The sequence below is a fragment of the Alicyclobacillus sp. CIJ1 genome (genome assembly GCF_057538885.1).
This window is the reverse complement of record NZ_BAAJPH010000122.1, coordinates 1-20,664: the sequence shown is the minus strand read 5'-3', so window position 1 is coordinate 20,664 and position 20,664 is coordinate 1. Positions and strand designations below refer to the sequence as shown.

The 20,664-nt window shown below is 63.0% G+C and carries 18 protein-coding genes; 13 read left to right on the top strand and 5 right to left on the bottom strand.

Annotation, left to right across the window (positions count from 1 at the left end):
• Positions 1-11 precede the first annotated feature (11 nt).
• The 7 genes from AC27E8_RS10880 (at position 12) to rlmH (ending at position 7,277) form a co-directional block, all read left to right on the top strand.
• Entirely contained in the window at positions 12-704 is a 693-nt protein-coding gene (locus tag AC27E8_RS10880) for a response regulator (protein WP_487097633.1), read from the top strand.
• Entirely contained in the window at positions 704-2,470 is a 1,767-nt protein-coding gene (locus tag AC27E8_RS10875; protein ID WP_014465958.1) for an ATP-binding protein, read from the top strand. The genes AC27E8_RS10880 and AC27E8_RS10875 overlap by 1 nt, the downstream gene beginning before the upstream one ends.
• Complete coding sequence (locus AC27E8_RS10870) at positions 2,467-3,780, top strand: YycH family regulatory protein (protein WP_487097631.1); 1,314 nt, start codon at positions 2,467-2,469, stop codon at positions 3,778-3,780. Before AC27E8_RS10875 ends, AC27E8_RS10870 begins: the two co-directional genes overlap by 4 nt.
• The gene (locus tag AC27E8_RS10865) at positions 3,777-4,613 is read left to right on the top strand and encodes a two-component system regulatory protein YycI (RefSeq protein ID WP_014465956.1); all 837 of its coding nucleotides are present in this window, start codon (positions 3,777-3,779) and stop codon (positions 4,611-4,613) included. The genes AC27E8_RS10870 and AC27E8_RS10865 overlap by 4 nt, the downstream gene beginning before the upstream one ends.
• A 49-nt stretch (positions 4,614-4,662) precedes the next feature.
• Positions 4,663-5,469 carry an MBL fold metallo-hydrolase gene (locus tag AC27E8_RS10860; RefSeq protein ID WP_014465955.1) on the top strand — a complete coding sequence of 269 codons (807 nt, stop codon included), beginning with the start codon at positions 4,663-4,665 and terminating at the stop codon, positions 5,467-5,469.
• Between the two features lie 78 nt (positions 5,470-5,547).
• Positions 5,548-6,744, top strand: a complete 1,197-nt coding sequence (locus AC27E8_RS10855; protein ID WP_487097679.1) for a S1C family serine protease — start codon at positions 5,548-5,550, stop codon at positions 6,742-6,744.
• Positions 6,745-6,791: 47 nt separating this feature from the next.
• Positions 6,792-7,277, top strand: a complete 486-nt coding sequence (gene rlmH, locus AC27E8_RS10850; RefSeq protein WP_014465953.1) for a 23S rRNA (pseudouridine(1915)-N(3))-methyltransferase RlmH — start codon at positions 6,792-6,794, stop codon at positions 7,275-7,277.
• A gap of 84 nt (positions 7,278-7,361) precedes the next feature.
• On the opposite strand, the gene AC27E8_RS10845 is transcribed toward rlmH, so the two are convergent.
• Positions 7,362-8,270, bottom strand: a complete 909-nt coding sequence (locus tag AC27E8_RS10845) for a LysR family transcriptional regulator (RefSeq protein ID WP_487097628.1) — start codon at positions 8,268-8,270, stop codon at positions 7,362-7,364.
• 115 nt (positions 8,271-8,385) lie between these two features.
• Here AC27E8_RS10845 and AC27E8_RS10840 point away from each other — a divergent pair, with 115 nt between their 5' ends.
• Positions 8,386-9,495, top strand: coding sequence for a TDT family transporter (locus AC27E8_RS10840; protein WP_487097626.1), 1,110 nt, complete (start codon positions 8,386-8,388; stop codon positions 9,493-9,495).
• 237 nt (positions 9,496-9,732) lie between these two features.
• A complete protein-coding gene (locus tag AC27E8_RS10835; protein ID WP_487097624.1) occupies positions 9,733-11,811 on the top strand; it encodes a putative bifunctional diguanylate cyclase/phosphodiesterase in 2,079 nt (692 codons plus the stop codon).
• Positions 11,812-11,832: 21 nt separating this feature from the next.
• Here the strand turns inward: AC27E8_RS10835 and AC27E8_RS10830 are convergent, their stop codons facing one another.
• Positions 11,833-12,594, bottom strand: coding sequence for an SDR family oxidoreductase (locus AC27E8_RS10830; RefSeq protein ID WP_487097622.1), 762 nt, complete (start codon positions 12,592-12,594; stop codon positions 11,833-11,835).
• A gap of 33 nt (positions 12,595-12,627) precedes the next feature.
• Positions 12,628-13,296: a J domain-containing protein gene (locus AC27E8_RS10825; protein ID WP_487097620.1), complete on the bottom strand. Its 669-nt coding sequence runs from the start codon at positions 13,294-13,296 to the stop codon at positions 12,628-12,630.
• 206 nt (positions 13,297-13,502) lie between these two features.
• On the opposite strand from AC27E8_RS10825, the gene AC27E8_RS10820 reads away from it, so the two are divergent.
• The 3 genes from AC27E8_RS10820 to AC27E8_RS10810 all read left to right on the top strand — a co-directional run bounded on the left by AC27E8_RS10820 (position 13,503) and on the right by AC27E8_RS10810 (position 16,955).
• On the top strand, positions 13,503-14,198 hold the full coding sequence (locus tag AC27E8_RS10820; RefSeq protein ID WP_049784444.1) for an HlyD family secretion protein: 696 nt from the start codon (positions 13,503-13,505) through the stop codon (positions 14,196-14,198).
• Positions 14,199-14,210: 12 nt separating this feature from the next.
• Complete coding sequence (locus tag AC27E8_RS10815; protein WP_487097618.1) at positions 14,211-16,118, top strand: DHA2 family efflux MFS transporter permease subunit; 1,908 nt, start codon at positions 14,211-14,213, stop codon at positions 16,116-16,118.
• A 228-nt stretch (positions 16,119-16,346) separates the two neighbouring features.
• Positions 16,347-16,955 (top strand): nitroreductase family protein, encoded by a 609-nt coding sequence (locus AC27E8_RS10810; protein WP_487097616.1) that lies wholly within the window; start codon positions 16,347-16,349, stop codon positions 16,953-16,955.
• A 44-nt stretch (positions 16,956-16,999) separates the two neighbouring features.
• Here the strand turns inward: AC27E8_RS10810 and AC27E8_RS10805 are convergent, their stop codons facing one another.
• Positions 17,000-18,979, bottom strand: a complete 1,980-nt coding sequence (locus tag AC27E8_RS10805; protein WP_487097614.1) for a glycoside hydrolase family 127 protein — start codon at positions 18,977-18,979, stop codon at positions 17,000-17,002.
• Positions 18,980-19,127: 148 nt separating this feature from the next.
• Entirely contained in the window at positions 19,128-20,351 is a 1,224-nt protein-coding gene (locus AC27E8_RS10800) for an MFS transporter (protein WP_487097612.1), read from the bottom strand.
• 153 nt (positions 20,352-20,504) lie between these two features.
• Between AC27E8_RS10800 and AC27E8_RS10795 the strand changes: the two genes are divergently transcribed.
• Positions 20,505-20,664: GntR family transcriptional regulator (locus tag AC27E8_RS10795; RefSeq protein WP_487111481.1), on the top strand; the 160-nt coding region annotated here is incomplete at its 3' end.

Sequence of the window (20,664 nt, the reverse complement as noted above, 5' to 3'; positions counted from 1 at the left end):
GAGGGAATCGCATGCCTGCGCACATCCTGGTGGTCGAAGACGAGGAGCCCATCGCAAACATCCTCCGCTTTGCGCTGGAGCGAGAGGGATATCGCGTCTCCTGCGCGTACGACGGGGCGGAGGCCCTAGAGCGCTGGCGCGCCCTCCAGCCGGACCTGATCCTGCTCGACGTGATGTTGCCGGAGGTGGATGGCTTCGATGTGCTGCGGGCGATCCGTCAGGCCTCGGGCGTCCCTGTGATCATCCTGACGGCGAAAGACGACGAGGTGGACAAAGTGCTCGGGCTTGAACTTGGGGCGGACGACTACGTCACGAAGCCGTTCAGCACGCGCGAGCTTGTGGCGCGCGTGAAGGCGAACCTGCGGCGTGCCTCGGACGTCCTGCGGGAACACAGGGAGAACGAGCGGTACGTGGTGCAGGATCTGGTGATTGATCTCGCCGAATACACCGTCACCAAGGCGGGACAGCCGATTCCGCTCACGCACCGAGAGTTTCAGGTGCTCGCTGTGCTCGCCGCGCATCCGGGCCGCGTCTTCACGCGCGATCAGTTGGTGGACCAGGTCTGGGGCACCGATTACGTGGGCGACACCCGCGCGGTGGACGTGACCATCCGCCGGTTGAGGGAAAAGCTGGAACCCGATCCGAGCCAGCCGCGTTACGTGCTGACGCGCCGAGGCGTCGGGTACTATGTGAGGAATGAATGATGCGGTTCCGAAGCCTGCGCGTGAAGCTTGTCATGGTCTACACCCTGCTCATCCTGTTCGCGGTGGAGCTCATCGGCGCGTACTTCGTCCAGGCGCTGACGTCCTCGCTCGTGCGCAATCAGGCGCAGACCGCGCGCACGCAGGCCCAGCTGATGGCCACGCTCATCGCGCCGGAGCTCGCGCCTGGCGCGCGCGTGTCGAACAGTGCCGTGTCGAATGTGTTGCAGTCAGTGCCCCAGTTCCTGAATGGCACCGTGTACGTGCTCAACCAAAGCGGCTACGTGATGTACACCACCGCCGGCGGGGCGCTCGTGGGGCAGAAGCGGATTGACTCTGTCGCGACGCAGGCGCTGCTTCACCACACGTTTGCGCAGTCCGTTCGCTACGATCCCCTCTCGAAGAGCCACCTGCTCGCCGTGGCCGTCCCCGTGACGCTGCACGGGACGTATCTCGGCGTGCTCGAATACGTCCTGTCTATCCAGTCCACCTACGAGACCATCCACCAAGCCACGACCATCTTCTACACCGGTTCCATCGCCGTCCTGGCCATCGTCATGATCCTCGGCGCCATCGTCGCGCGCGCCCTGACGCGCCCCGTGATGGAAGTGACGCGCCAGGCGGAAGTGATGGCGCGGGGAGACTTCTCGCAGCGCCTCGAGGCCATGAGCAACGACGAAATTGGCGATCTCGTCGCGTCCATCAACCATCTCGCGGACGAACTCGAGGAGGCCATCGCGGCCAACCGGTTGGAGCAGGAGCGGCTGCGCGCCGTCATCACCTCGATGGGCGAGGGCGTGATCGTGCTCGATTCGTCCGGGCAGGTGCTCATGATGAACCGCGCGGCGAGGCAGATGTTAAGCCAGGCCGCGGGCGGCGAAGAGGAGGCCATCCGTCAGCTCGAATTGGACCGGTTGATGCAGGGGGACGTGGCCACGGGGGTGCGCGAGGTGCGCGTGATTGGCAACACCATCTTTCACGTCATCCTGACGAGCGTGCAGCGGCGAGGACAAGTGGATGGCTACGTCGCGGTCGTCCGGGATGTTACGGAGCAGGAGAAGCTGGATCAGGCGCGGCGGGACTTCGTCAGCAATGTGTCGCACGAGCTGCGCACGCCGCTCACCACAGTGAAGTCGTACCTCGAGGTGATGCGCGATCTCGGCGACGACGAGGCAGAGACGAAGCGCGAGTTCCTCGAGGTGATCGCGCGCGAGACGGATCGGATGGTGCGGCTGACGCGGGACCTGCTTCTGTTGTCGGGGCTGGACCGGGGCGGCCCGCGGAGCGTGGAGATGAGGGCCATTCCGGTGCACGGCCTGCTCGAGGGCGTGGTGGAGCGGTTTCAGCTCCAGGCGGCGAAGCAGGAGCTGTCTCTGCGCGTCCACCTGCCGCAGCGCCGCGGCGTGTGCGTGTATGGAGATGAAGACATGGTCAACCGCGTGCTCGACAACGTCCTGTCGAACGCGCTCAAATACACGCCGCCGGGCGGGCGGATCGACGTGCGCGCGGATGTGGCCGCGGAACACGTGACCTTCATCATTGCCGACACGGGCATTGGCATTCCGCCCGAAGACCTACCGCACGTGTTTGAGCGGTTCTACCGGGTCGAAAAGGGGCGAAGCCGCCGCGGCGGCGGCACGGGGCTCGGACTGGCCCTGGCGCGCGAGATGGTGGAGCGCATGGGCGGCGACATCCGAATGGAGAGCGAACCGCAGCGTGGCACGACCGTGTACGTGACGCTGCGCCGCGCGGAGGAGGATGCCGCATGAGGGCCTGGTGGCGCACGGCGAAGACGGTGATCCTCGCGCTGCTCGTCGCGGGCAGCGTCGTGCTGAGTTACGCGCTCTGGTCGGGCAATCTCCAGGGCGGCGCCGAAATTGGGCTGACGCAGACCCAGACCATCCCGTATTCCACCTCGCCCTCACTCGCCTCCACCGTGCAGCCCTACGAAATCGACGTGCGCGCGGGAGAGGAATACACCGTCGCCCGGCCCGGGAGCGCCGCGTACAAAGCGTGGACCGGTCTCCTGATGGGGCTCAAGGCCGAGCGCCCACAGCCCATCGCCGCCATGCCAGCGGGAGCTCAGGTAAGCGTGGTCTTTCAATTCGGCATTCCGCTCGATCCGGCCGTCGGAAGGAGTTGGCTCGGCGATCTCGCCACGTCCGTCGGCGGCATCAACTGCCGCGCCATTGCGCTGAATGCCGGGCCCGGATCGACGTGCACAGTGGTGTACGAGGGGATGAATGCAGCCGGCAAGCCGGAGTTCATCGAGGCGACGGCTTTGCTTCCTGCATCCGCCTTGATGCGCCAGGCGCAGCAGGATGTTGCCGCCGCGCCGTATGCTGCGTGGAGCGATTTTGAAGGCGAGAGCTTTGTGCCCATCCACGGGCGCATGACGAGCTACGTGTACGCGTTCACGGAACCCTCTATCATGCCGCTCGTGCAGTCGTTCTTCGTCAATCCGCAGGCTCTTACCCGGATTCAGGAGAGCAAGGCCGTCACCATCTGGACGGACGGAAGTCGCGCTGTTCAGGTCGATCGCGCCGCGCTCTCGCTACAATACGAAGACCCGAACGCGAGCACCGCGCCCGCTCATACCGACGACTACATCGCCGCCATCGACTTCCTGCATGCGCACGGCGGAGGGCCGATGGATCTCATCGGCTTCGACCTCGTCGGGATGTTGACGGTCAACCTGAACGGTCCGAGTTTCTCGTTTGCGCAGTATGTCGACGGATACCCCCTTCTCTCGAATGCCGCAGACTACAACTTCCAAATGGATAGCGGACATGTCATGGAGTTCGATCGCCCGCTCTGGGAGTTGACGAAACCGGTGCAAGCCACTTCGGTGTCCGTCCTAGGCGAGGACGCCTTAGCCAAGGCGTTGGCCAAGGTGACAGGCGCAAAGACCGTCTCGCTCTCGACGTTTCACGTGGAACCCGGCTACTGGCCGTCCATGGAAGGGACGAAGCCCGGACAGATCCGTCTGCTGCCGGTCGACTACGTGACGAACGCGAGCGGCGGCGTTTGGGTCGTGAACGCGGCGACGGGCCAACTGATTGCGGGGGGAATGTCGTGAACTGGGAAGTCGCAAAATCGTGGCTCATCGCGCTGTTTGCGCTGCTCGACGTCATCCTGGGATGGCTGTTGTACGAGTCTCGCCAATTGGCGAGCGGCTACGCCGAGTCGCCCGCTGATGCCCTGGCGAACACAAAGACACTTTTAGCCAACCAGGGATTCAGCCTGGCCACGTCCGTCCCGTCCGGGCAACCAAGCCTTGTCACCTTCCAGGCGGATTTCGCCAACCCGCGCTGGTCGTCGCTGGAGCAGGCGGCGTTTCCCGGCGCAAAGGGCAAGGCTCAAATCGCAGGAGGAACACTCACGACAAGCGAAGGCCAGATCACCGTCACCGGCCAGGGCACCTGGGCGGTCCAGTACCAACCCCCGCAGCAGTTGTCGCCGAACCGCGGGGCCCTGGCCTACGTGTTCCGAGGTGCGGATTACGCGCCGGATCCCGTCACATCGGATCCGGTCCACGGCGTGTACTTCGAGGTCGTGAACGGGTATCCCGTGTTTGATGCGGACGTGATCACCGTGCAGGAAAAAGGCCAGTTGATCGGCTATACTCAGACGTATATCGACCACGTTCAGCCGAATAGCTCTCCCAAGCCGGTGATCAGCGCGCTGGACGCCTTGGACAGCTTCGCCGAGGCCGTGGACAAGACCGGAACCGGCCAAGTCAACAGCGTGGTGAAAGTCGATCTCGGCTACGCCCGCAAAATTCAAGTCGCTTCGGGCAGCCAGGCCATCCTGCACAGTTACTGGTTCCCGGTCTGGCGAATTGTGACGACGGCAGGCGTCTATTTCGTCAACGCGTTCACGGGCGAGGTGGAGATGCAGAACGCATACTGAGTCCGCACGGCGGCGCGCCGGCGGGGCGTGGGCAAGAGGAGGTGGGCGCGTGTACTTCTGCGTCCTGGCGAGCGGCAGCAACGGAAACAGCCTGTATTTGGAGTCGGGAGATACGCGCATCCTGCTCGACGCTGGGCTCAGCGGCAGGCAACTCGAGACGCGCCTGCGCGCCCAGTGCGAGCGAGCGTTGAGCGACCTCACGGCGGTCCTCGTTACGCACGAGCACGACGATCACGTCAAGGGCCTGGTACAACTCGCGAAAAAATGCCAAGCTCCGCTGTACATGACCGAGGGTACATACGCCGGCCTGCCGGCCAAGGCTCGGCTGGACGAGCCGGATCGCGTCATACATATTCGCGCGGGAGAAGCGTTTCAGGTGGGCGAGGTGCGTATCACGCCGTTTGCAGTGTCGCACGACGCAGAGGAGCCGGTGGCGTTTCGCTTCGACACGGCGGAAGGCAGCCTCGCCGTGGTCACGGACCTCGGGTACGTCAGCGATCGACAGCGAGAGCTGCTCCGGGGCTGCGACGTGTACGTATTCGAGACGAATCACGATACAGAGATGCTCCGCGCGGGCCCCTATCCGTGGCACCTCAAGCGGCGCATTCTCGGCGACAAGGGGCATCTGTCGAATGTCGACGCGGCGTATGCGCTGATCGACATTCTGAGCGACGAACCGGCACATGTGTATCTCGCGCACCTGAGTGGGGAGAACAATCTGCCGGAACTCGCGGAATTGACGGTCGAACAGATTGTACTCGACGCGAGGCCCGAGCTGGCAGATCGACTTCATCTTCACCGCACGAGCCGCCAGGCACCTTGTGCAGCGATGAAAATTTCCCGGGCAACCGTATGATGCCAAACTGTCCCGCTCACACTACCCTCAGCACATCGCGTCGATTCGTACGCGCGAGGGGGATGAGGTGTGAGGGGAATGCGCGAATATCGTCGGAAGCGCGCGTGGTTCATGGCGGCCGTGGCGATTGCGTCGAGCGGCTTGGGAGTGACCGCAGGGCTGGCGGCATCGCGGCTCGAGCCGGCGGCCGTCTCGGCACCGCTGCCTTGGCCGCATGCGGTGCGGGCGTCGGACTTGGCGGCGGATCCGGGGGGCGTCGTCCACCTATCCACCGGCGTTACGCAGGCGGTCAAACGGGTCGAGCCCGACGTCGTCGGCGTGGAGAACTATCAACTGGTTTCGAACTTCTTCTCTCAGACTTCGAAGTTGCAGGCCACGGGTATCGGCACAGGTGTGATGTTCTACAAGGATCATCGGTATGCGTACGTCGTGACGAACAACCATGTGGTCGAAGGCGCCGCGAAGGTGGATATCGTGGTGGATCCGGGCAAACACCACGATGCAGACGTGGTGGGGACGGATCCGTACACGGATCTGGCTGTGCTCCGCGTGCCGGCGTCGGTGTTTCGCGGCGTTGAACCCGTCACCTTTGCGGATTCGAGCCGTATTGAAGCGGGAGAACCGGCCATCGCCATCGGCACGCCGCTCGGCCTGGACTTCGCCGACACGGTCACGAGCGGGATTGTGAGCGCGAAGTCCCGCCTGATGCCTGTCCAGGATGAGGCCACAGGACAGACGCTCGATTATCAGACGGTGATTCAAACGGACGCGGCCATCAACCCGGGCAACAGCGGGGGTCCGTTGCTCAACATCCGAGGCGAGGTCATCGGTATCAACAGCTGCAAAATTGTGGCGCAGAATTTCGAGGGCATGGGATTCGCCATCCCGTCGAACGAGGTGAAGGTCGTCGCGAAGCAGTTGATGGAGAAGGGGCACGCTGTGCATCCGGCGCTCGGCGTGGAAGGCTACTCGCTCGCATCGCTCCCTCAGCAGATGTGGCCCGACGTGCCGGTGGACTATGGGGTGTGGGTGAAGCGCGTGTCCTCGCCGGAGGCGCGCGCGGCTGGGCTTAGGCCGGGGGACGTCATAGTCTCGTTCAACGGGCAGACGGTCCGCACGATGGCGGAACTCAGGACAGCGTTGTTTCAGACGCGCCCAGGCGACGTGGCGGCGGTGCGCGTATATCGAGGCGACAAGTTGCTCGCGCTCAACGTGAGAATTGGCCAGATGGGGACGAAGCTTACCACCGCACCGGCCCTCGACTTCGTCCGGTGAGGGATGGTGGGCACCGGCGGACGGCTTCGCGTCTCCGCAAGGAGGGGATGGATTTGCGCGTGGCTGTCGTAGCGGTGGGCAAAATTCGAGAAAAGTTCTGGTTGGAGGCGCTTCGCGAATACGAGAAGCGCCTTTCGGCGTACGTGGATCTGGAGATGATGGAAGTGCCCGATGAGCCGGATCGCGACGAGATGTCGCCCGGAGAGGTGGAGGCGCTCCTGTCGCGCGAGGCGGATCGCATCGAGCGATGGCTCCGCCCAAGAGACGGCGTCATCGCGCTCGACATCGACGGCGAGGTGCTGTCCTCGGAGGCTTGGAGCGAGCGGTACGACAGGCTGTGCGCCGCCGGTTACGGGCGGCTGGTGTTCGTCGTAGGCGGATCGCGCGGCTTGCACCCGAGGATCAAGCGGCGCGCGGCGTTGCGCTGGAGTTTTGGTCCCATCACCCTGCCGCACGCGCTGGCGCGTGTGGTTCTCCTGGAGCAACTGTATCGCGGCATTCGGATCCTGCGCGGCGAGCCCTATCACAAATGAGGGGAAGACCCCGAGGCGTGCGCGAACCCAAGAACCGGCTTCGCGTCCGCGCGGGTCGCCGCGCCAAGACGCACCAGAGCCTCTTCACCGTCCAGCGAGGCTCGGGTTCTCCGGCGATCCGTGCTCCAGGAGAAAGTGGTAGAGCAGCTTCGACGCCTTCGTCTCGAACGCCGATTTCGGCGTGACGATGGAAAATGTCCGCTTCACGGGCGCGCACGGGATGAGAAGCGCGCGCAGCATTCCCCAGGTGAGTTCCCGCGCCACCACCCAGCGGGAGAGGCACGCGAGGCCAAGCCCCGCAGCCACCGACTCCTTGATGACCTGACTGCTCGTGTATTCGACGAGATCGCGCGGCTGAATGCCCAACTGGGCAAACAGGCGATCCGTCATCTCCCGCGTGCCGGATCCGGGCTCGCGAATGAACCAGGTGGCGCGCTCCAACAGAGATCGATCCGGCCTTTCGGCGTACCAGGGCGATGTGGGGCTTGCCACCACCAGCATCTCGTCCTCCGCGAATGGCGTAAGCACGACTTCGTCCTCCACTACGTCCCGGCCTTCGACGATGCCGATGTCGAGCTGGCGTACGGCCACGGCGTGGGCAATGGTCTGCGTGTTGGCAATGGACACGGACGGCTGAACGGCGGGGTATGCCTGTCGGAATCTGGCGATGACGTGCGGCAGCACGTATTCCCCGTAGGTCAGGCTGGCCCCCACGTGCACGGGCCCGGCCGGCATCTCCTGCATGTCTGCGATGAGCCGCTCCATGCGGCGGTACAACGCGAGAATTTCCTTGGCGTGCTCGTACACGATTCGGCCGGCGGGATTCACCTGCAGCCGCCTGCGGCCGCGATCGATCAGGCGCACGCCGAGGCGCTGTTCGAGCGTCTGGACGTGCTGACTGATGGCTGGCTGACTGATGTGCAACTTCTCGGCCGCTCGAGTGAAGCTGTTCTCCTCCACGACCGTGACAAACACTCGCAACTGCAGATCCACGCGCTTCACACCCCATGAAGATAAGTTCTGCTTATAGTCTATATCAAAAAGATGTATTTCCCCTAATGCAAGTCACCTCATACCATGGAAGTTGACATGAGTGGGAGGTGACGGAATGCACATCATCCGACAGTTCGGCGTCAACTGGTTCACGACCGTCATGGGCATCGGCATTGTCGCGGCGCTCACGTACACGTCGCCCATCCACCTGCCGTTCCAGCACGCGGTGGGGGAGATCTTGTTCATCTGCGTCAATGTGGTCTTCGTCTTCGCCTTTGTGATGTGGATGCTGCGCTGGCTGCTCACGCCCGACGCCGCCATCGACGATTTCCGGCATCCGGGACGGGCGCTGTTTTACGGCGCGTTCGCGATGGGCATCAACGTCGTCGGCAACGATTACTTTCTCATCGGCACGCACATGATGCCGAAGCACACGGCGATTGTCATCAGCTTCGCCGTTTGGCTCGCCGGGGTCGCCGCATCCGTGTTCTCCGTCATCGTCGTGCCGTATCTGCTCTTCACCGAGCACAAGGTGGAGCGAGACGAAACCGTGGCGTCCTGGCTGATTCCGCTCGTTCCGCCCATCGTGGCGGCGGCCACCGGCACCAACCTCATTCCGTACGCGGGGGGACCTGGCGCGCAGTTCTCCATGGCTGCGGGAATCCTCGCCCTGTTCGGCATGACGTTCTTCCTGTTCATCATGACGAGCGCGTTGGTCTACTCGCGCCTCGTCTTTCACAGGCGGCTGAGCGGCCAGGAGGCGCCGACCTTGTGGATTGAGATTGGCCCCATTGGGATGGCCATGGGCACCTTCTGCGGCATCCCGCTGAATGCGCCGCACGTCTTTGGCCCTTATACAGGCGGTCTGCGCGATCTCGGCGCTGTCTTCGCCATCGCGATGTGGGGCGTGGGCGTCTGGTGGATCCTCCTCTCGGCGCTCTACACATTCTTGCACCTGACGCCGAAGGGCGACGGGCTGCCGTTTCACCTCGGCTGGTGGAGCTACGTCTTCCCCATTGGCAGCTTCACCAACGGTACCTATGCGCTGCATCGCCTGCTCGGTCATCCGTTCTTCGCCGTGGCTGGCCTGGTGCAGCTCGGGATTTTGTGGCTGTGTTTCGTCATCGTCATCGTGCGCACGGTTCACGGCGTAGTCGCGGGGCACCTGATTCAGTGGAGGCAGGATCACGCCCATCGTCACGAACTCAAGGCGCGCCGCGTGTGACAGCGCACAGGCTTGCCTTCTCGGCACCTCTTCCGGATCCAACAGACACTAGTCAAGCTGGTAGGATAAGCAGTATAATCGTTAGAGAACTCTTAGGAATCCGCGTTGACCGACGGCACGCCGCGTGCCGCCGGATCGGCGGGATTTTGCGTGTTTACCTGCGCGTCCGCCCCGAAAGGCCCGATGAGATGGTCCGGTGGGGACTTTTTATGTTTCCGAATGGGATGGGGAGTCCTGGTGCATTCACGTTCTCCGCAATCCGGTGACGAAAACGGTCTGCAAACGCGTCGGCTCGACGATTGGCTCGTCCAAGAAGCGCCTCTCGCAGTATTCGGCGTGGATCGGGAAAATCGCGTGATGCTCTGGTCCAGCCCGGCCGCGCGCATGCTGGGGTGGGAACCGGAGGAGATTTTAGGCGCACATGCTCCGTTCTGGTGGGCGGATGGCGATTTTGAACGCTATCTGGGCGAGATCGAGCAACGCGGCCGCGTGAACGGCCGCCTGGTGAAGTGGCGGACGAAAGCAGGAACCGCCTTGGAGTCGGAGACGTGGGCGTGGTGCTCGAGCTCAGGCGAGATGATCTTCGTGGTGACGGATCACGTCCGGGATACGGAGATGTACGCCGAAGTGGCGCAGTCCAGAAACTTCATCGAGCGCATCGCGGACGCGGCGGACATTTGCCTCTTTGCCTACGACGTCGCCTCGAATCGGCTGATTTACGCTTCCAACGCGTGCGAGGCGATGTGCGGTTATTCGAGCGACGAACTTGTGAAGAACCCGCACCTGTGGCTCTCCCTGGTCCACCCGGACGATCTCGCCCTCGCCACGGAGCCCGTTCGCACGGGATCCGGCGCACGGAGCGAATACCGCATCCGCCACCGGAACGGCACCGAGCGGTGGGTGGCGGTCCACTTGTATCCGCGCTTTGGCCCCGACGGCCGCGTCACCTACCTCGAGGGGCTCGCGATGGACATCACGGACCGCAAGGTCCATCAGGTAGAACTACAGCGCCTCGCTTTCACCGACGCCCTGACTCGTCTGCCGAACCGCCAGCAGTTCGAGCACGATCTGCGCGCGGCGGTGGAACAGGCCGAGCGGCGGAACGAAAAACTCGCCGTCTTTCTCCTCGACTTCGACGGCTTCAAATACGTGAACGACACCTTCGGCCATCAGTTCGGCGACGCGACGCTCAAAGCCATCGCCGAGCGCCTGCAACAGACCCTTCGCGGCCGGGCGAAGGTGTATCGCATGGGCGGGGATGAATTCACGGTGATTCAGGCCGGGATCGCGGGCGAGGAGGATGTGCGGGAAACCGCAGCGCGCTGTCTGGACGCGTTTCGCGAACCGCTCCAGGTCATGGGCGAATGCGTCCCCATGGGCATCAGCATCGGGGCGGCTATCTACCCGGACCACAGCCGCGACGTCGATACGCTGCTCCGGTATGCGGATATCTCGATGTACGCCGCCAAGGAGCAGGGCGGGCATCGGCTGTGCCTCTACAGCGAGAGCGGAGACAGCGCCATCCACAACCGGCTCCTCCTGCACAACGCGCTCGCCAAGGCGTTCGATCGCGGCGAGTTTTCGCTCGACTATCAGCCCATCTTCGACGTTCGACGTGGCGTGTGGGTGGGCGCCGAGGCGCTCCTGCGCTGGAACTCTCCGGAGTTGGGGTTTGTTCCGCCGGCGGTATTTGTCCCGTTCGCTGAACAGTGGGGCATGATGCAGCAAATTGGCGCTTGGGTGCTCGAGACGGCCTGTGAGACCGCCGCTCGTTGGCAGAAGCACAACCTTCGCCTGCGCGTGTCGGTGAATGTATCGCTGTCTCAGATGGCCGATCCGCGGTTTTTGGATGGCGTGGCGGATGCCCTTCGGCGCGCTCAGTTGCCTCCGGATCACCTGCAGCTCGAGGTGCACGCGAGTCTGTTGGCGCAATACGCGGACCTCATCGGCGATCTCGCCCACGACCTCGACCGGATGGGCGTCTCCGTCGCTATCGACGATTTTGGGCACGGTGAAGCGGTGCTCGCGGCGCTGTCGGCCGGATCGTACGACGCCATCAAACTGCATCCGTCGCTTTTGTCCATGGCGCCCGAGGGCGAGCGCCAGGAACGCCTGATGGCCGGGGTCGTCCGCCTCGCGCACGATCTCGGCATGCGCGCCATCGCGGAAGGGGTGGAGCGGCGGGAGCAGGAGATGTTGCTCGCGCGCACCGGATGCGATGAGATGCAGGGGTTTTGGAAGGCGCGCCCAGCGTCCGCCGAGGATCTCGCCGATTGGAGCAGGAACGTCACCGCTGAGGAAGGCGATACCGTCTGAGCGCGCCTCAGGGGATGCGCTTCAGAAGTTCGGATTTCTGGACCGAAAGCCGGCCCACATCTGCTCCGCTGCGTTTCGCAGTTCCTGAGGCACGAGGGAGAGCCTGCGCTCCGCGTCTCCGTAGCCAATCTCCTCGGCGCCTGCCTCTAGTTTCTCGAACACGCCGTCTGCGAACTCGTCCACCGGCACGCCGAAGGTGTGAAGGCCCGGTCCGCCGAGATCGGTATTCACAGCCGGCGGGACAATTTCGACCACCTCCACCGGCGTGCCCTGAAGTTGCAGGCGAAGCGACTGGGTAAACGAGCGCAGAGCTGCTTTCGTGGCGCTGTACACCGGCGCCCACGCCGCAGGTGCTAACGCAAGGCCTGATGTCACGTTGACAACAGCTGCGCGCGGACGCTCGAGCAAGTGCGGCAACGCGGCCAAGGTCAGGTGGACGGGCGCATCGAAGTTGATGGCGATCTCGCGCTCATAATGCTCCCAAGGCTCCGACGCGCGCCGCACATTGACGTGTTGCTGAATGCCCGCGTTATTGACGAGCACGTTCCAGTCAGGATACGTCTCGTTCATGTACGCCACAAGGCGCAATCGCTCTTCCGGCCGCATGACGTCGCAGCGCACCGTGATGAGATCCGGGTAAACGGCCTTCGCTTCGTCGAGCTTCTCCTGCCGGCGCCCGCAGATCACCACCCGGTTGCCGCGCGCGAGAAAGCGGGCGGCGAGCGCGAGGCCAATCCCGTTCGATCCGCCAGTCACCAGGATTGTGTTTCCGTTCCATTCCACGTGCGTTCACTCCCAACGAGGTTTCATGCCGCGTCAAGATTCCGCGTCGAGGGTCAACTTGGTCAGCAGATACAAAAGCTGCATGCCTCCGATCATACCCAGACCCAACAGGATCATGAGCGCGAGCTTAGAGCCGAAAAGACCCGTCAGAATGGCGCCGCCCATCGTGCAGATGGTGAAGAGGCCCACTCCAAGCACGGTGTACAGCGTCACCGGCCGATCCCGCTGCGCGCCTGCGGACGGCCACTGGAAGCTCCCGGCCCTCCAGGACGTGCGCAGGAGAGAACGGTCTTGAGCCTTGGAGGCCCCGCTCGGGCGTTCCGACGCATGCGGCGCTTCTTCGGTCTGCGTGGTGGCTGTCTCTTCATAAGCTCCTTCGAAGTGAAGGAGGAGATCGTAGCGCTGGCGCGCTTCCGGCTCGGACAGCGTGCGATACGCGTCCTGGATGCGCCGGAAGTGCCGCTCGGCGGTGGCGCGATCCCGGCCTTCGTGGACGTCCGGATGCCACTTTTTCGCAGCTCGCCGGTAGGCGGCCTTGATCTGAGGCAACGTCGCGTTTCTCGGCACGCCGAGGATCTCGTAATGCGTGAGGGCTAACGGGGCTTTGCACTTGCCGCAGCGGCAGAAAAAGCCGTGATCCAGTCGAATGCGGTTGACCGCCCGGCAGGACGCGCATTGCTTCATGACGATCCATTCGCTCACGCGGAGCCACGCCTTTCGCCAGAAGAATGGCATTCTACGCCCATTGTACCACGCTTCGTACACAGAACTGAAACAATTTCCACTCTAGGCGCTTGACTCATACACCTAAATAGGTTAAATATACATAGTGGTTAAAAGGTCTAATCTCTAAAATGATCGCGGTGCACGGAGACGGCGCCGAGATCGAGAAGAGAGAAGAGGAGGAGATGTACAGCATGAGCGCAAACGCGAACCCCACGCCGAACAATTCCGGCACCACGTTCCGCAGGATGATCCTCGTGAACCTGATCATCCTCATCGTGCTGATCGCTGCGGCGATCACGGGCTATTACTTCTACAACCAGTCGACGTTGTATCTCAAGACGGATGACGCGCAGGTCGCGGGCAACCAGATTGTCGTGTCCGCACCGGCGAGCGGCAAGCTCATCAACTGGCAGGGCACCAACGGATCGACGTTTAGCGCGGGCGACGAGATTGGCGAGATTCAGACGCAAGTTGGCAACAAGACGGTGGACGTGCCGATTGACATGCCGGCCAACGGCACGATTGCGCAGAACGAGGTCATGAACAACGAATTCGTGGCCGCTGGCACGCCGCTCGCGTACGCGTATGACTTGAACCACCTGTACATCGTGGCGAACATCAAGGAGACCCAGCTGCAAAACGTCAAGGTGGGTGACCAGGTGGACGTCTGGGTCGCCGGCAAGGCGGGCTCCATCAGCGGCACGGTGACGCAGATTGGCGACGCCACGGCGAGCACGTTCTCGCTGCTTCCGAATCAGAGCACCACGGCGGACTACACGCCGGTCACGCAAGTCGTTCCGGTGGAGATTTCGATTGGCACAACGGCGGGCAGTGGCTTGGTTCCTGGCATGAGCGCGACGGTTCGCATCCACAAGTAAGAGGTGAGGCGTATGTCGAACGATTCGCTGCAACCGACCGCATCCCAGGCGGTCGTGCCGGCCTCGCCCAATGCGCCGAGTCACGCGCCAAGCGGTGAGGCGGCGCACGGACACCCGCATCGAACGCCTATCATGATTGTCATGATCTTTGGGGCGTTCGTCGCAATCCTGAACCAGACGCTGCTCAATGTGGCCTTGCCGCACCTGATGTCGGCGTTCAACGTGGACGCCAACACGGTGCAGTGGCTTTCGACCGCGTACATGCTGACGAACGGCGTGCTCATCCCCATCACGGCCTTCCTGATGGGGACCTTCACCACGCGGCAGTTGTTCATTTCGGCCATGTCGCTCTTTCTCGCCGGTTCGTTCCTCTGTGCCATCGCGCCGAGCTTTGGTGTGATGGTGTTTGGGCGCATCGTGCAGGCTTCCGGCTCCGCGGTGATGATGCCGCTGCTCATGACGGTGATTCTCGAGCTGTTCCCGCCGCAGCAGCGCGGGCGCGCCATGGGCACGATGGCCATCGCGATGTTCTTCGCGCCGGCCGTGGGCCCGACGCTCTCGGGCTGGATTGTGACCAACTGGTCGTGGCGCTGGCTGTTCTGGATCATCATTCCGCTCGCGTTCATCGACATCATCATGGCGGTGGCCGTGCTGCGCAACGTCGCGAAGCCGGTGCGCCCGAAGCTCGACGTTCCGGGCTTCGTGCTCTCCATCATCGGGTTTGTCAGCCTGCTCTACGGCCTGAGTGAAGCCGGGAGCAAGGGGTGGGGGAACACCATCGTCGAGGTCTCGCTCATTGTGGGCGGCGTGTTCCTCGTGTTCTTCATCCTGCGCGAGCTGACGGCGAAGGAGCCGATGCTGGATCTGCGCGTGTTCAAGTACGACGTGTTCACCATGACCACCATTGTGGGTTGCATCGTGAACATGGCGATGTTCGGCGCGATGATTCTCATGCCCATCTATCTCCAGGACATCCGCGGCTACACGGCCCTGCAGTCCGGCCTGATGATGCTGCCTGGGGCCATCCTGATGGGCATCATGTCGCCCGTCTCGGGTGCAATCTTCGATCGCGTCGGCGCCCGTCCTCTCGCGGTGGTGGGGCTCGCCATCACGACCGTGACGACGTGGGAGTTCACAAAACTGAATGCGCAGACGGGCTACGGCCACATCATGCTGCTTTACACGCTGCGGATGTTCGGCATGTCGCTGCTCGCGATGACGGTGCAGACGGCTGGCCTGAACCAGTTGCCGCGGCATTTGTACCGGCACGGCACGTCGGCCGCCAACACGGCGCGCACGGTGGCCTCGTCGGTCGGCACCGCGGTGCTCGTGACCATTATGACGGATCGCTCGAAGGTGCATTATGCGAACTTCCAAAACACGGTGACCGTCAATAACCACTACATCTACACGACGTATCAGACCATCGTCGAGTACTTCATGATCCACCTGCACAACTCGCTGCAGGCGGCGGAGGAACTGGCCCGCTACGTGCTCTACGGCCTCGCTGAGCAGCAGAGCACCATCATGGGCATCAACGATGCGTTCTGGTGGGCGACGTGGGGAAGCTTCATCGCGTTTGTCCTGGCGTTCTTCATCCGCCGGCCGAAGCTTGCGCAGGCGGCCGCGGCTGGGGCTGGCGCCGTCACCATGGGGCGCGCGCAGGCCGAAGCGGCATCGACCGCGTCTCAGCCCGCTGCGCTGACCGGAGCACCGCAGGCGGAGGGTCCGGTGGAGCAGGCCCTGGAACACGACATCCAGATTGCGGACAGCGTGGCAGAAGCCGAGGAAGTGGTGGATGCGGAGCCCGAGGCGTCTGCGCAGCAGGATGACGCGGAGGCATCCGAGTCGCCAGGCGACGAGGAATCCGACACGGACTCGCCGACAGACACCGAGGACGAGCCGCAGCCCGTGAAGTGAGATTCGGAGTCACAAGGGACACATTGAGCCACAGGGGCAAACGCTCTTGTGGCTCTTGCTTTGATGACGCCACATCGAGCGCGCAGTTCGGGGAATACCATGAACATCCCGGCGCCATCGCTGGGACGTCGCGCGGGTGATTTTCACGCGCGCCTGGGGTACAATGGATATGCTTACGAGTGGTATCCTGCTTACAAAAGCAAAGAGAGATGAGTGGAGGGAATGCACATGCCTGTCACGACGGAGAAGGGACTCCTTGCGGCCATTCGGGATCGCCGGTCGATTCACACGGTTGGAAAGAAGTCGCCGCTCGCCGATCAGGAACTGGAGCAAATCCTCGCGGACATTGTGAAACATATGCCGTCCGCGTACAATTCGCAGTCGACGCGGCTCGTGCTTTTGCTGGGCGCGGCGCACGAGAAGTTCTGGGACATCGTCCAAGACGTGATGCGCGCCGTCGTAGCTCCGGATCAGTGGGAGGCGGTCTCGGCAAGGCTCGCGGGGTTTCGGGGCGGTTACGGCACAGTACTCTTCTTCGAAGATCAAGCCGTGATCGAGTCGTTCCAGCAAAAGTTCCCGGCCAACCAGGACAAGTTCCCGGTATGGGCCGAGCATACCAACGCCATGCACCAATACGCGGTCTGGGTGGTGCTTGAGGCGTACGGCTACGGCGCAAGCCTGCAGCACTACAACGTCGTCGAAGATCGCGTGAAGGCGGAGTGGAAGCTGCCTGAGACGTGGCGGCTCGTGGCGCAGATGCCGTTCGGATCGCCGGAGAATGCGCCGCGCGACAAGCAGGTGCAGCCGGTGGAGGAGCGGTTCAAGGTCTTCAAGTGAGGCATCGCCCCCGCAGGCCTCAGTGCTTGCGGGGGCCTTTCGTTTCAGCGCCATCGGAGCCAGACGCGCATTTCGCCCTGTCCCCGGTTTCCCCAGAGAAAATACGGGATGGCGCGAAGCTTCACCTTGTGCTCCCGGCGGGACTCCTCCGTCACCGGTCGGTACAGGGCGCCGTCCTGAAAGGCGGCGCCGTCGCGCCGATATCCGTCGCATTCCAGCGCCACGGCCTCCACGCCTGCAATTCGGCATGGCACCTCCGCGAGGGGTGCGCCGAGATCGACCGACAGCGCGGCGAGGTTGGGGCCGTTCTCCGCCTCCTCCACGCAGTACACAAGCGGACCGCGTTCGATGGCCGCCATGCCGCTTACGGCGCGCAGTTCCGGATGGCCGACGACCCATCGCGCCTCCATGGGGAATTCGAGCGCCACCTCGTCGCCGTCTGTGAATGCGCGCTCGATCACGGCGTAGCCATTCTTCAAGCACACCTCGCTTTCTGCGATGGGTTTGCCATTCACGCGAAGGCTCGGCTCTCCCGCGCACCAACCTGGGATGCGGACGGCGACGGCGAAGCGGCGGGGCCCGTCGCTCATGGACACGCGAAGAGACGTCTCGCCTCGCCAAGGCAGGCCGGACACGAGCGCCACCTGCACGCGCGAACCATCCAGATCCCACTCGACGGAACTGCCGATGTGAAGGTGGACGTACAGGGTTCGATCCGCTTCGTGCCACGAATACACGTAGTCCCCGAGGCTCATCAGAAGGCGCGCCACATTGGGCGGGCAGCACGCGCAGCCAAACCAGGCCTGGCGCGTTGGGCGGACATGTCGGCGGTCCGGATTCTCCTCGTTCGCGCGCGGCCATACCTCGAGCGGATTCACATAGCAGTAGTGCTTGCCGTCCTGCGCCATGCTGCCAATGACCGTGTTGTACAGGGCGCGCTCCATGACATCGGCGTACTCGGACCGGGGAGCGAGTTCCAGCATGCGCTTGGCGAAGAAGATGAGGCCCACCGAGGCGCACGTCTCCGCATACGCCGTCTCGTTCGGGAGATCGTAGTCAAACGTGAAGGCCTCGCCCTGATGGGTCGATCCCACCGCTCCGATGACGTACATCTGGCGCCGCGTGACATCTTCCCATAGCCGCTCGCACGCCTTGGCCAGCGTCTCGTCGCCCGTGAGCCGCGCGATGTCCGCCATCGCCGTGTACATGTACATCGCGCGAACCGCGTGGCCCACCGCCACATCCTGCTCGCGCACCGGCTTGTGCGCTTGATGGTAGGCGAGGTCCGGCTCCTTCATCCACGGCCACCAGAACGACTTTCTCCCTCTCCGCTCCCATTCTTCGAGGAAGAAATTCGGCTCCGTGCCGCGGGCGTCGAGGAAGTAGCGGGCGAGATCGAGATAGCGCCGCTCTCCGGTCACGCCGTAGAGCTTCACGAGCGCCAGCTCGATTTCCTGGTGCCCGTCGTAGCCGTGAATCTGGCCTTCACCGGGTCCGAATGTGTCAGCGATGAGGTCCGCGAACCGGCACATGGCGTCAAGCAGCTTGCGCTTGCCCGTCGCCTCGTAGTAGCTGACGGCTGCCTCCATCATGTGCCCCGCGCAGTAGAGCTCGTGACAGTCCATGAGATTCGTGAAGCGCTTGCCCGGCTCCTTGATGGTGAAGTACGTGTTGAGATACCCGTCCGGCTGTTGCGCCGCCACCACCAAGTCGATCACGTCGTCCGCCATGCGCTCAAGTTCCGGATCGCGCTTCGTCTTGAGCGCGTAGCCGACGGCCTCCAGCCACTTCGCCACATCGCTGTCCTGAAACACCATGCCCGTGAACTCACCGGTCTCAAGGCCTGCGGCGATGCGGAAGTTGCGAATGGCCCCGCTCGGCTCCACGCCAGGGACGCGATCGTTCAGGATCTCATACTGGTACGGGAGCACCGTCTCGCGCACGAGTTGTTGGTAGCGAGACCAGAAGGGATCGTGGAGTTGTACGGATAAGTGGGGGCGTGGGTTCCACGTTTCTGGCGGCAACGAGAAACACCCTTTCTGCAGAGATGTATGCGTTTTCTTTGAGGAAAGATAGAAATGTTATACGAACAAGTTGATGATATCATGCGGGTGAATGGCTGGGTAGAGATGCGCCAAGATGACGCGATCACGGCGCAAAGTTCTGTGACCATCACCCGGTCGGCAGGCGGCGACGAGCGCGACGGGCGGCCTCGGCGCACACAAGGCTCGCGACGAGCGCCAGCGCCGCGACGACAGGCGCCGTGCGCGGATTCCATGCGTACAGGTAGCCTGCGATGGCCCCGGACGGCGAACTGGAGAGCAAAATCAACACGTTGAGAACCGCAAGCATGGTCGAACGTTCGGCGTCGTCCATGGCGTTGGCCACGAGGGACTCCACGAAGGGGTTGGCGAATACTGTGCCTGCGGCGGTGAGGGCTGTTGCGATGATCGTCGGCGCAACGGACCTCGGTGCCGAGAACGCCAGGAGAATCATGGCCGCGGACAAGAGTCCTAGCCCGGCCTGCATCCAGTGATAGCCGTGATCGTCGTGAAAACGCCGCGCGAACGTCGCGAGGCAGACGGCCATGACGAGCGAAGAGAGGGCTGGGAGCAGGCCCATGAAGGACGGCGGGATGTGGAGAGCGTCCATTTGGTACGCCGTGACGAAGGTGGTTCGGACGGAGATCTGCACGTTCCACATGACGTATACGCCAAACAGCCACATCAGCGTACGGTTGCGCGACAGGGACTTGACAGCCGTACGAATTCGGCGCAACTCGTGTCGAAGATGGAACCGCCTCGTCTCGGCCATTCGGGTAAGACCGATGCTCGTCTCGCGAAGTCCCCGATGGCGAATGGCGATCATCGTGGTCATGCTGGCGAAGGCGTAGAGGTAAAGCAAACGCGTGCCAAGGACCACGCCTGTGCGATGGACGAGCCACCCCGCGATGGGGGAGAAGAAGCCAGCGATAGTCGCGACCACCTGAAGTGCGGTGAAGACGCGCGAGCGCATATCGGCGGGGGTGTCCTCCGTCAACAGGCAATACCACGCCGTGGTTGAGATCCGCTGAAAGCCGTTGAGGAAGAACGCGAGCGCGAAGCTCCACCAGCTGTGCGATACGGCCCAGAGGAGTGTGGCGCAGGACCAGCTGACGACATCGGTCACCCAAAGCGCCTTTTTGCGCCCCATGCGATCCGTCGCGTATCCGCTCACCAGCGCCGAGAGCATTTGTACGACGAGGTTCATCGTAGTGAGCCACCCGAGGTCCACACTTGTCAACCCCGCCTGCAACATGTAGACGGACGCGTATGTGGTATACATGTTGTAGGGGATCACGAAAAGTGGCTCAGCGATGACGCAGATTCGAGGATTTTGTGGCATAGCAGCCTTCAACGTCGTCACCCTCATGGCAGTATGCTACTGTATCGAGTGGTATCTGGGAGTGTGAAGGAACGAATACGGTTTCGCTGTCAAAACATCACGAACAAATCTATCGAAAGCGAACGCGAATGACCAATCCATAGAATGGGAAATGGTGATGTGGGCATGGCTTCTCCCGCCAAATACGTCATGGTCAAAGAGCAAATCCGGGAGTGGATCCGCACGGGGAAGGTGAAACCCGGGCAGAAGATCTACTCGGAAAATGAACTCATCAAGATGTTCCGCGTCAGCCGGCATACCATCCGGCAGGCGGTGGGAGACCTCG

Bases quoted from the DNA above. Each gene is read 5' to 3' on its own strand.
- AC27E8_RS10810 (WP_487097616.1), top strand. From the start codon at position 16,347: ATGCCTGTCACGACGGAGAAGGGACTCCTTGCGGCCATTCGGGATCGC.
- AC27E8_RS10820 (WP_049784444.1), top strand. From the start codon at position 13,503: ATGTACAGCATGAGCGCAAACGCGAACCCCACGCCGAACAATTCCGGC.
- AC27E8_RS10880 (WP_487097633.1), top strand. From the start codon at position 12: ATGCCTGCGCACATCCTGGTGGTCGAAGACGAGGAGCCCATCGCAAAC.
- AC27E8_RS10875 (WP_014465958.1), top strand. From the start codon at position 704: ATGCGGTTCCGAAGCCTGCGCGTGAAGCTTGTCATGGTCTACACCCTG.
- AC27E8_RS10840 (WP_487097626.1), top strand. From the start codon at position 8,386: ATGCACATCATCCGACAGTTCGGCGTCAACTGGTTCACGACCGTCATG.
- AC27E8_RS10870 (WP_487097631.1), top strand. From the start codon at position 2,467: ATGAGGGCCTGGTGGCGCACGGCGAAGACGGTGATCCTCGCGCTGCTC.
- rlmH (WP_014465953.1), top strand. From the start codon at position 6,792: ATGGATTTGCGCGTGGCTGTCGTAGCGGTGGGCAAAATTCGAGAAAAG.
- AC27E8_RS10855 (WP_487097679.1), top strand. From the start codon at position 5,548: ATGCGCGAATATCGTCGGAAGCGCGCGTGGTTCATGGCGGCCGTGGCG.
- AC27E8_RS10815 (WP_487097618.1), top strand. From the start codon at position 14,211: ATGTCGAACGATTCGCTGCAACCGACCGCATCCCAGGCGGTCGTGCCG.